Annotated in this window: 10 protein-coding genes and 1 riboswitch; of the genes, 1 reads left to right on the top strand and 9 read right to left on the bottom strand. The window is 45.1% G+C overall.

The annotated features are described in order from the left end of the window. Window positions 1-3: 3 nt before the first annotated feature. From BSAG_RS25095 to BSAG_RS00780, 6 genes are all read right to left on the bottom strand, one after another. Window positions 4-174 (bottom strand): hypothetical protein, encoded by a 171-nt coding sequence (locus BSAG_RS25095; RefSeq protein ID WP_153882593.1) that lies wholly within the window; start codon window positions 172-174, stop codon window positions 4-6. Between the two features lie 21 nt (window positions 175-195). Continuing rightward, window positions 196-1,599, bottom strand: a complete 1,404-nt coding sequence (locus tag BSAG_RS00755) for an MFS transporter (RefSeq protein WP_008026570.1) — start codon at window positions 1,597-1,599, stop codon at window positions 196-198. A 235-nt stretch (window positions 1,600-1,834) separates the two neighbouring features. After that, entirely contained in the window at window positions 1,835-2,293 is a 459-nt protein-coding gene (gene nrdG, locus BSAG_RS00760) for an anaerobic ribonucleoside-triphosphate reductase activating protein (RefSeq protein WP_004313428.1), read from the bottom strand. Window positions 2,294-2,487: 194 nt separating this feature from the next. Next, window positions 2,488-4,881: an anaerobic ribonucleoside triphosphate reductase gene (locus BSAG_RS00765; RefSeq protein ID WP_004313429.1), complete on the bottom strand. Its 2,394-nt coding sequence runs from the start codon at window positions 4,879-4,881 to the stop codon at window positions 2,488-2,490. A gap of 31 nt (window positions 4,882-4,912) precedes the next feature. Next, a riboswitch (cobalamin riboswitch) is annotated at window positions 4,913-5,102 on the bottom strand. A gap of 287 nt (window positions 5,103-5,389) precedes the next feature. After that, a complete protein-coding gene (locus BSAG_RS00770; protein ID WP_004313430.1) occupies window positions 5,390-6,250 on the bottom strand; it encodes an Rpn family recombination-promoting nuclease/putative transposase in 861 nt (286 codons plus the stop codon). Window positions 6,251-6,827: 577 nt separating this feature from the next. After that, window positions 6,828-7,340, bottom strand: a complete 513-nt coding sequence (locus BSAG_RS00780) for an HU family DNA-binding protein (protein ID WP_008770765.1) — start codon at window positions 7,338-7,340, stop codon at window positions 6,828-6,830. A 349-nt stretch (window positions 7,341-7,689) separates the two neighbouring features. Between BSAG_RS00780 and BSAG_RS00785 the strand changes: the two genes are divergently transcribed. Then, window positions 7,690-7,962, top strand: coding sequence for a DUF4248 domain-containing protein (locus tag BSAG_RS00785; RefSeq protein WP_004314025.1), 273 nt, complete (start codon window positions 7,690-7,692; stop codon window positions 7,960-7,962). Window positions 7,963-8,180: 218 nt separating this feature from the next. On the opposite strand, the gene BSAG_RS00790 is transcribed toward BSAG_RS00785, so the two are convergent. The 3 genes from BSAG_RS00790 to BSAG_RS00800 form a co-directional block, all read right to left on the bottom strand. Next, entirely contained in the window at window positions 8,181-8,699 is a 519-nt protein-coding gene (locus tag BSAG_RS00790) for a hypothetical protein (RefSeq protein ID WP_004314026.1), read from the bottom strand. 20 nt (window positions 8,700-8,719) lie between these two features. After that, window positions 8,720-10,519 carry a hypothetical protein gene (locus BSAG_RS00795; RefSeq protein ID WP_008770764.1) on the bottom strand — a complete coding sequence of 600 codons (1,800 nt, stop codon included), beginning with the start codon at window positions 10,517-10,519 and terminating at the stop codon, window positions 8,720-8,722. Window positions 10,520-10,618: 99 nt separating this feature from the next. Beyond that, the gene (locus BSAG_RS00800; RefSeq protein WP_004314028.1) at window positions 10,619-11,815 is read right to left on the bottom strand and encodes a hypothetical protein; all 1,197 of its coding nucleotides are present in this window, start codon (window positions 11,813-11,815) and stop codon (window positions 10,619-10,621) included. Window positions 11,816-11,817: the final 2 nt, after the last annotated feature.

Raw genomic sequence — 11,817 nt, 5'->3', positions numbered from 1 at the left:
CTTCTAAATCTTCAACATCTTTTTTTCTCTTTCCAAATCCGTTTCATCCAACTTGGGTGAAGGCACTGTGCACGTTTTGATATAATCGCCCTCCTGACAGGTATAATTGTAGTACACCTCCAGTTCCGGAGTGAGCTCCGCTTTCGGCACCAGCCTCAGTTTATTTATTTTCAATTCGCCTGACTTTATAAGTTCTTATTTTCTTTTCAGAGTGGAAGGCTGCGATAGTCTCAAGCTGCTGACGATAGCCGCCACAACAGCAAATCCACTTCCTACCATAAGACAGACAGCCGTACTCCGGTCATGAGCGACAAAGCTGAAAAGCAATGCGACCAATGTTGTCCCGGTGGTCTGTCCCAACAGGCGGGCCATTCCCAACATACCACTGGCTCCGCCCGAACGTTGCGTAGGAGCGGAAGAGATAATCGTACTGTTGTTCGGTGTCTGGAACAATCCGAATCCTGCACCACACAGCATCAAACGCAGAATGATACTAATATCGGACGACTCGGCAGTCAGACTGGAAAGCGAGAAAAGCCCGACGGCAAACAGAGCCATCCCGACACTTCCCAAGATACCGGGGTGGATGCGCTCGACAAGATATCCTGCCAACGGAGCCGTGACAAGCGTAGCCAACGGCCACGGTGTGAGTAGAAGTCCGGTCATGACTTCGCTGTGTCCCAAAGTGTTCTGGAGGAAAAAAGGCAAAGAAACCATCGCTGTCATTTGTGCTATGAAAGAACAGATGGAAGTCAGGATGGACAGCCGGAAAATCGGAATCCGCAGCAGATCAAGAGGGAGCAGCGGAGTGGTCTGCGTCAGTTGCCGGCGCACGTAGTAGGTACCGACCACTGCCAACACAATCAGTTGAATGAAAAGGAAGTCCATTTTCTCATGGTGGGCAAATCCGTCCAGCGTGTAAATGAGCAGACCGAAAGTGACCGCATTCGCGATGGCACTGATATAATCGAATTTACGTTTCGTACGCTCCTCCTGTCGTGGCAGATGTTTGATGCCGAGAAGCAATGCAGTGAGTCCTAACGGCACATTGATGGCAAACAACCAGTGCCAACTGGCAATGGAAAGAATACCGCTCGCCACAGATGGTCCGGCGGCAGCCGATATAGCGACTACCATTGCATTAATCCCCATCCCCCGCCCGATCTGGCTCTTCGGATAGATGTAACGCAGCTGTGCCGTATTCACACTAGTGATGGCGGAAGCGCTGAACCCTTGAAAGATACGGGCAACCGTCAAAGTCCAAAACGAATCGGACAAGGCACAGATCAATGAAGTGACGCAAAACAGTCCGATGCCCGAAAGAAAGACTTTCCGGTAACCGATGATTTCACCCAAAGCGGAAAAAGACAGTAACGATATAACGATGGCCAGCTGATAGCCGTTGATAATCCAGGTGGTTACAGCGGGAGAAGTCCCAAAATCATGCGAAAGTGTAGGTAGTACGATATTGACGATGTTAATATCCAGTACTGACATACAAAGAGCAAAGCCGACAGACACCACCGCCCAAATACGTTTAGGCATTGGCAAGCCATCGGTCTCATCGTTTTTTTGAGTTGGATTTATTGATTGTACCATAAAAACTTATTCTTGTAAGTAGTCGTTTATTTCTTCACCATCAAGCAGACACAAACACAGACGCAAGCCCCACCGGCTACAAAAAAGCGCCGCGTTACTCTGTGATGAAAAATGATTCACTTGGTTTCGTAAAGGTAAACAAAACAACGGTACAGGTGTTTTTGTTTCCTTTGAAAAATAAGTTTTTTTAGTGCTCAACTACTGGATTCAACTTACTCTAAATGTCGAATTACATTTACTTCAGCTTCAAAATCCGCTGATTACTGCTTCCCCTGAACTCCAGATATGGAGAGAAAAGAGCCTGTTCGAAGCGTCCGTCCACCAATACATCAATATAATCAAGAGCGGCACTCAAACGAGGCTGCGCCTTAATTTCTTCGTATGTGTATCCGGTGTAGCACCACACGTTCATCCCTGTTTCCTCTTTCACCCGTTTCAGTAAAAGCAGGAACGCTTCCGGATGAAAAAACGGATCACCGCCGGAAAAAGTAACGCCGTCCAACAAAGGATTCGCTTTGATTTCACGGATGATGGACTGTATTTTCTCCTCCGTCAGTTCTTCCCCTGCTCCCGGATTCCAACTCTCCGGGTTGTGGCAACCGGGACAATGATGGGAGCAGCCGGCAAGATAAATAGAATACCTGATACCTTCACCGTCAACGATCGTTTCAGAATAAGTTCCTAGTAAATTCACTTCTTTAATAGCTAATGAAAAATAAAGATTTGAGAATGGATGATAACCATATAAATGTGGAATAAATACTCGTTACAGAACAGTACAAGATGAGAGTAACGTGCTGCAAGCAATAACCGAATAATGGATAATGAACCGTAACGCTTTCATCAAGCACCGTTCATTATCCATTCATCAATTATCAAACATTTATTCTACAAATGTTTTACACGGTCCTTCTCTTCTGCCCGCTTGGCAGAGTTCCAAGAGCTTAAATCGCCCGTCAGATAACCGGTGATACGGCGCATACGGAGAATACTTTCACTCTGGCATACAGGGCATTTATCGAAGATAACTCCCTTGTAACCACAGTTATGACAAGTGTCTACCGGGTGATTGATAGAGCCGTATCCAATTCCTTCGTCGTGCATCACTTTCACAATCTTGGCAATGGCACGCACATTCTTCTGCGCTTCACCGTCCAGCTCCACATACGTGATGTGTCCGCCGCGTGTAATAGCGTGGAACGGAGCTTCACGCTTGATTTTCTCAACGATGCTGATCGGTTCTTTCACGTCTACGTGGAAAGAGTTGACATAATAGTCGCGATCTGTCACTCCGGGGATTTTTCCATATTTCCGGCGGTCCATTTTCGTGAAACGTCCCGAAAGTCCTTCGGCAGGAGTAGCCAGAACGGAGTAGTTCAGGTTATATTTCTCTTTATATTCGTCTACCACTTTATTCATTTCCATCACCGCTTCATACAGCGTGTCCCATGCTTTCTGGCTGTGTCCGTGACCTTGTCCGTAGAGAGCCACCATCGCGTTATGCCCGCCGATAAATCCGATCCCCAGTGTACCGCTGCGCAAGGCGTCTCCTACCTGTTCATTCGGATTCAGTTCGCCACCGCCTTTCCACACATTATTTCCCATCATGAACGGGAACTGGCGTGCCAGGGCCGTACGCTGATACTGATAACGTTCGTAAAGCTGGTCGGCCACGAGCGCAGACATTTGGTGTACAGATTCGATGAAAATTTCTTTTGCTTTTTGTTCGATGGCGTCCTTGTTGCGTTCATCTTCTACCAGATTTTCCGCTTTGATACGGGCTTCGATAGCCAGTCTTGGCATATTCAGTGTGGTGAACGAAAGATTGCCACGTCCTAAAGAAGATTTTTCTCCGGCCACATTTTCAAAAACACGGGTACGGCAGCCCATTGTTGCCAGTTCGTAAATGTAACGCTGCGGATCGTCGGCTTTCCATTTCTCGTTCTTGTTGAAAGGTGTGTCGAGGAACATGAAGTTCGGGAACAACGCTTTCGCAGTAGTCTGGCAAGCCTTTAATAACAAGTCGAAGTTGGGAGCCTCATAACTGTCGGTCATTGCCTCTTCGATGTTCTCCGCTTTCATTGCTTTCTCAAAGTCTTTCTCCGAGTAAGAAACGCCGTCTTTCACCTTGAATATCTGGATAGGGAATACGGGCACTTCTCCTCTGGTGCCGAGGCCTTCAATGGTAGCTTTCAGCAGTTCTTCGATCACCATGCGGCCTTCGGCAGAAGTGTCTGTTCCGTAGTTGATGGAACTGAATACCACTTGGTTACCGCCACGAGAATGCATCGTATTCAGGTTGTGGATGAATCCTTCCATTGCCTGATGTGTATCTTTACGGGTCTGCTGGTAGGCTTTTTCGACGATGCGGGCAAGGTGTTCCTTATCTATAATGATCTGTAAAGCGACCAGAGCGATGCGCAATGTTTCGCGTTCGGCCTCGGTGGACTTGATAGACGGAAGGTATTCTTTAATCAACGTGCGGATGGATTTTTCATCGGCCTGATTTCCGTTTTCCATAGCCACATAGAAGTTGATGAACGATGCCAGATGCTTGCGGAAAGATTTGGCCACTCCTTTTGCCATGAAGAAGTCGAAAGCCGGAATCGCCTGTCCGCCATGCTGCTCATTTTGGTTGGTCTGAAAGATGATGGTAGCCAGCGTAGCATAGCTTTGGATGCTTTGCGGGGTGCGGATGCTACCGTTCTTTGTGCGGAAACCGCGTTCAAAGAGGTCATCCATATCATATTGGATGCAGGTTGTCGTCTTTGTCGGATAATAATCCAGGTCGTGGATGTGAATGTCTCCCAACTGGTGCGCTTCGGCAAAACGTTTCGGCAACAAGTATTTATAGGTATAATCTTTAGTTACTTCGGAAGCGAACGTCATCATCTGTCCGGCAGGCGTGTGACTGCTCATGTTGGCGTTGCTCAAATTGACATCGTTCTTGTCGATAGCCACAATACCGTCCATCACCTGTTTCATCTGGGTTTTCTTATCACGCTCCGTATTCCGCCATTCGCGATAGATGATGTATTTCTTCGCTACTTCCGGCCGCACTTTCATCAACGACTTTTCTACCAAGTCTTGAATCTCTTCTACGGTGATCGTGGGGGTAGCAAACTGACTGATAACATTCATGGTGATGTCAGCAACCAACTGCTGCTCATCCTGAATTCCACTTGCACTGAATGCTTTACTGATTGCATTCTTAATCTTACTGATAGAGAAATCTTCTCTTTTACCATCACGTTTGATGATACAAATTTCCGCGTAGTTCATAACTTTAACTCCCGAAAGCATTAATAAATTAAAAATAGAAAATCTCTTCGGCAGGTCTTCTGACTTATCCCTCCCCCGCAACACCTTCCCACACCGGCATCGATGCAGTGGCCTATTGTGCGGATTCTTAGAGAATTACAGCAGCGGGTACTGTCGCTGATTTGCACAGCGTTCCCTCATTGACTAAACCTCTTTTTAGTTCCGAAACCGGATACAAAGATAGGAGATTATATCATAGCTTGGTTAGCTTTTAACATTAAATTTCGGGAAACTTTTCTTTCTCGCTGATACAGAAAGTTTTCCAAAACGGAAAACTTTTTTCTGATTTTAACGTGGATAATATTCCAAATCCGTTTATTTCACCCCAAAGACATATATAGTTTTTAGATACTTTACTCTTAACGAAAAAAGGATGTGTTAAAAGTCTCCACAACTATCTTTTGCTTCATAAGTTATAGACTATTTTTTCACTTTCGACAAGCCTTTCTTCCCAATGGAATGAAAGAAATTATAATTTTTCTATTTCTTCTTTCGAAAGCCCGGTAGATTTCATAATAATATCGTCAGCCACACCTAATTCTTTCAAATTACGAGCTGTTTCTTCTTTACCTTTTTGCAAACCTTTCTGTAATCCTTTTTGTAAGCCTTTCTGTAAGCCCTTCTGTTCAGCAAAGTCCAACGTATTAAAATAATCGTTATAAACTTTCCATTCTTCTTCATACTGGGCTCTTTCCTCCTGGGTCATATTTGCTTTGGAAGCCAACTTTTCAAGTCGCTCGAAGACGGCCTTGCGAGCCTTGAAAGGCATCCGGTCAAGTGTATCCATATGCTTTAGTATATAAATCCAGCGTTCAAAATCATTTTCACATTCATCCTCTTCTTTGTTGAAGTTCGGTAGTTCGATAAAAATCTGCCGGAACTTACTATTGAAAAGCTTACCTGTATCCCTGTCAGAAAGAACGATATCCGTTCTGATTTTAGAGGGCATATCCTTATCCATCACGAAATTCATGAAGAACACTCCGTACACGGCATCCAACTGGAAGTTCCAAACTCCCCTTTTCGCTTGCTGCGTAATGGCCCTAGAAAGATAGAAGAGGGCACGATCTTTAAAATAAGGCTGTTCCCGGTTCTGCATTTCTACGATAATACGTTCACCGGTATCGGTTACGCAATAGATGTCGTAGATAAGACCTCGTTCTGTTTTTACTTCCGGCGGCTGTTCGTTGTTAAGGAACCTGATGTCGGTGATTACGTGCTCGCCTACGAGCAAATCGTTCAAGAAGTCGATTAACAACTCCTTTTCTACCTCTCTGCCGAATAAAAACTTAAAGCCAAAATCGGTAAAGGGATTGATAAATCTTCCCATTATATGCTGTGTCTCAATTATAAAACAAAGATAGAGTTTTTTTGTTGAATACGGTCAAGAATAGAAGAAAATAAATGGATACAAAAAAAGCTGCCTCATTCAGAAATATTTCTGTCTTAAAAAAATTATCATCAAAATTCTCATTTCCGCCATGTTTCCGAAAAAGTATTTTCGGAATACGAAAAAAGAAAAGCTGCCTCGTCCATTCGAGACAGCTTCTTTACTTGCTCCTTACTTATGTTTACTCTATGAGTTGCTACACGTTTATTTTTACTTGTTCCGCGAACTACGTGCAGACGGCACGTTCTATGTTTTTACGTCATTCCGTTTCATACCTTTTTTTTCAGGTATGCCAAGCCTTTTCCAGCTAGCTAATCCTTTTCTGCCTTGCCGTTTCTCCGGTGGCGGAAACGCAGAACTGCTTCAAGAATATCCAGCAACTTCTCCAATAATAGTCTCATCCGTTTTCTTTTTAAAAGTTAATAATCCGTTTTATGTCCGTTGGGATTCGTTTATATATCCGTTGGGATTTGACCGTCAACCGTCGGTCGTGTCCGGCTGACAGTCAAGTTACCGGTTAAGCTGCCGGGTCCGGCGCTTCTCCGCTTCCACCGCCAGGTTTATTATCGTCATCCGGGTCTTTGTCAATGGCATCGTCGGCCACAAACGAACCCGCTACATCCTTGATGTGCACAAACTCCACTCCGGTGGTCAACGCACGGGTAGCACTTCCGTTGGCGGCACGAGTGTATTCGGGCGTAAACTGGTAACGCAATGAAGTGATCTGCGAACTGCTGACCTTATTTTCCAACTCTACCCCTTTCCCGTTTGCCTTGGCAATCATAGTAAACGTCCCCAAGCCTTCGAGGCGCACCGTGCGGCTATTGAGCAACTGTTCACGCATCACCGACATCAGGTTACGAATAACGTTATGAACATCACCCGCTGTCAGCGAGGCTTTTTCTGCAATCAATTCCGCCATTTTCTGCGTATTGACCATTTTCCCGAATTTCACCAGACGGGGATAATAAAGTTTCTGTCCTTCCTTGTTGGCAAGCGTTGCCTGATACGGTTTGTAAATTAATGGCATACTTTTTTCCTTTCTTCTTTTTAATGATTAATGAATAAATTCTATCTGTAACCGATTACGAAGGCAAAAGTATAGGAAAGGAAAAAAGCAGAGGAACACAATGTGACAACTCGTCACAAGAGACAACTCAAAGGCACAATTTCTACACAAGCTATGCCAACAGAGGCTTCTGTACAAAGCAGAACCACTTGGCATAAAAAAGCGTATCTTCGCATTCACACAGGATAAACTTAAAAGAAACAGATAAGTTCCTGTCACTGATTAATGGCTATTTTTTTAGGAGTAATCCGTGCCTAAATTATGATATAAACTAATTATGAACACCTACTAATAATAGAAAGTACCGACAATGAAAACAGAAACAACAGCAAGCTCCGTCAGCCCAAAAGAAATGCCGGAGACGGCAAACTCTACCCGCATACAGACTTACAGCAAAAGTCAGCTGGCCACACTTTATCTGCCTCACATACAGCCTGCCTCGGCACGCCGCACCCTCCGCAGTTGGATTGCCCAAAATACGGCATTACAAGCCGCACTCGCCCAAACCGGCTACAGCGAAAAGGCAATCTTACTTACTCCGGCTCAAGTTGGACTATTCTTCAAGTTTTTGGGAGAACCCTAAAAAACAAATACGGCACGGAAAGGAATGAAAATAGAGTGATTTAAATGGATATTTGACATCGTAGTGTCCGAGCAGGATTTCCCTTCAGCCTACAAGTCATTTTTTAGACACGGATGACGCGGATTTTTAAAGCTGCACAGCTATTTAAAAATCCGCGTCCGTTATCCGCGTCTAAAAGATAAATTCATAACCGGGCAAGAATATCGCCCGAAGCCGCCTTATTCCGAGGGTTCTTCTCCCGACGGTTTCATTAAATCGGCAGTGACCTCCGCTTTAAAACGGACACCGTCATGAAGCCGCAGATTCAGTTTGACAGTTACATTCGTTTCGCTGTTACGCTGCACATAAAACGTCCCTGTGACCTTTTTATACTGCGAGTAATAATAAATTGGATCTTCGTAGATAAAAACATACTGGTCGTTGTGATAGAGCGAAGAAGCATCCACCACCTGCCCTTCCCAATACAAATGAAGAGAAAAAACAAAATAAGTATCAGCCTTTCCTTCCTCCATCTTTTCCGGCGAAAGAACACAAGTTAAATAGTCCCCATCCACAGAAGCCACACCGGACACAATATTATTCGCCACTCCCCGAAAAGAATAAGTACCGATGGAAGGCACTTCCTCCACGCCCGGTCCGGGAGTTACCGAATCATTATCGTCGCTGCATCCGACGAAAGCCAACAGTAGCCCCGACAAAGCAAACAGGTTCAAATATTTCAGTAAAATTTTCTTCATGAATATACTTCATTTAATCATTATTCTATTACGGTCGTCGCCCCCTTATAGTAACCGGACAAGCTGCTATTATCGTACTGTACAATAGAGAAAATATTGAATGTCATTTCAATTTCACTCCCTTGAAGAGCCACAGAAGCATTGCCGCCTGCAGCCAAATGACCGTTCGTCGTATTAGCCTGATTATAAGTGACTCCTTCGTAGGCGATCGATATCTTCGCATTTTCCGCGCTACCGGAAAATCCGTGAACAGCTCCCTCCATCATGCTCTTCGGCACACGTACCACCGCATCCGCTGCCGACATTCCGGCTACGGTAGTGATACCTGCCTGCCGGGAAATATAAATAACGCAAATATCCACATCCGTCTTATCTACCACTACCGACTGGATAGTCACCGGAGTGCCGCCCGCCCCCAACTGATATTGATTCGGGATCGTCGTATCATATACTTTGAAAGTACCGTTGTAGTTGCCCGATATTTTAAGACTATTATCTCCCAAATATTTGAGGTCGAGCGTCAACGAGTATTCATTATCCGCCGATTTCGACACGCTGAATGTACCTGCCGCGTCTTCCAGATATCCTTTAGAAACTTCGATTCTTTCTTCATCATACGGATTATAATAAGTAAACTCAAAAGCCAGATTCGTAGTTGTTATATCTACTTCCTGTCCGTCCAGGCCTGTATTCGGAACAAAAAGACGTACGTAATATGTATTTACATTATTCAGATCTGCAGCAGATGAAATCCCTGACGGAGTGAGATACAAGGCAACTCCTTCATTGGTCTTTTCATAAAAGGTAGCCTTGATGTCACGCGTACTTTCTCCATTCAAAGTCAAAATATTGGTAGTACTTTGCTTTATATCAGTGTAACTACCTTCATAAGAGCCTTTGAACTTGTCACCCGAAAGCAACGTAAAGCTGAAGGTTATTTTCACGCTTTCATCTGTCTTTTCTACTTTGAGCTTACCAGCCGAACATAGTTCAGACCATCCGTAAGGATCTACTGCATCAATATCATCGGCTCCCAAGTTTGTCATATTATAGAAAGCATACTCCGCGTCTCCACTAGAGGTTATATCAATTTCTTGTCCGATCATTTCGGGAGTAATGGCCAGCATCAGATATTCGGCATCAGATATATCCTCTACCGTAGTCAACCCGGTCTCCGGGCTTAAATAAACATACTGGAAACCTCCCAGCGTGGTAGCGACAACCGACTTCAACGGGCGCACCTCGTCCCCAAAAGAATATTCACTCGGAAGCTTTTCCGGAGCTTTGTAAACGCAATCCGCCTCACCCGTAAATTTGCCGCCACTTTTCAGTGTAAAGTCGAAAACAGCTTTCACGGCCGATGTTTCATTTTCTCCCGGTACCATTGTCACGGTGATCTTTCCCTGCGTCAACACGTCTTCCCATCCATCAGGGCTAACGGCGACAATCGCCTCTCCGTCGGCATCCATGTAGTAAAACGCATAATTGTCGTTATCAGAATTACCTACCGTGACCGGAGTGCCTACCAGTTTTTTATCCACTCCCAACATTATATATTCCTTACCGCTGTTCATAAAGTCTTCCATCGTTTCCAAACTTTGCAACGGACTCATACATACGTATACAATACCTTCCTGTTCAAAGCAAGATACCGATTTCGCTTGTACCGTCTTATCTTTGTACGTATACGTATTAACCGTTTCCACCGGTTCCGGTTCAGGCTCCGGTTCAGGATCGGGTGCCGGATCATCGCTACTACATGCCATAAAACAACTCATGGCCAACATGAATAAGAAAAAGGAAATAAATCTAATTTTCATATCTTTCGTTTTTGGGGTTAATTATAAAATCGTATAATTGAAAAAACAATGCTATCGGACAGATAACGCCATCACCCAAATGAGGCGCTCCGTTCTGATTTACGGATGATAGCCGAACACATTGATGGGAGTATCCTGCGAAAAGGTGCTACGCACATGATGCGGGTGTGCTTTATCACAATCGATAAAGTCTATGGTCAGCGTATGTTTGTCACCGTCACGCACCACGGTCATCGTTCCGGCGTCTATACGTGCATATTCCTTCATGGTTCCGTTGGATATTTTCTCGTACCAGGTTCCTGCCGGATACGTAAATACATTGGGATAACCCGAAGCAATGCCTCCCGGTTTCAGGAATTCTCGCGGAATCCCCTTCGATTCTTCGTCACGTGCCACTACTTTATACGTACCAGCCGGAATACCTTGTGTCACATCCGTAGCCCATTCTACAAAAAATTCCACCTTCAGCACTCTTCCGTTGCCCGTCGGCCATGTTTCGGCAAGTCCTACCCCCTCTTCTGCCAAGTAGAGTTCGAGTACCCGGCACGATTCGTCTTGCAAATAATAAAAATCGGCCTTATCTTGCAGACGGGCCTGCGCCCATTCGTTCAGAGTGAGATCGGCGTTCAGCGTAGAGTTCGGAATTTCTTCCGTACTTCCATGACGGTCGATAGTAGTCAATTTTCCCGTATAAGTGAAATAACGTTTGAGCGACAAGTCACCTACCAAAACGCCACTGATTGTATATTCGCCGTCGGCACTCCGTTTCACGGTCATTTTACCTCCGGAAAGCAAGTCGGCATCGACACTGGTGGAGTGTGCTTTCACATCACCGTAGAAAGAACCGGCAGGCACCTCCACTTTCCCGGTTGGCAGATCCATTTGGTTCATGTAGCCAAGGTTGAATGTCCATTCATTAAACGTGTATCCGTTCAGTGCCGCATCAAAGGTTCCTTCGGGAAGCGGAAACTCCGTGGTTCCGGAAGCAAACGGAGGAACGTTCAGGCTGAACGCCATTATCTTGCCCGGCCCTATCGGATTACCGGCAGCATCCACTTCCATATCCGTATAAAGAGTGAGTACAAAGTGATCCGTCCCCACTCCGTCTTCATCTCCCCAGTACACCAGGTTGGAGTTGATAAACTCTACGGTTTCAGGAGTCGGTTTTCCATTTTCTCCGCCGGTTTTTTCGCCCTCCGGATTTTCTGTGTCATTGTCGCTGCAAGCGGTCAACGCACATACAGACGCAACAGCGAACAGCCAGACACCTAATAAATTCATTAATTTTTTATCCATAT

Origin of the sequence: Bacteroides sp. D1 (assembly GCF_000157095.2) — a bacterium.
Classification (GTDB): Bacteria; Bacteroidota; Bacteroidia; order Bacteroidales; family Bacteroidaceae; genus Bacteroides; species Bacteroides xylanisolvens.
The sequence above is the reverse complement of the archived record's forward strand: the minus strand, read 5'-3'. Positions and strand labels throughout refer to the sequence as shown.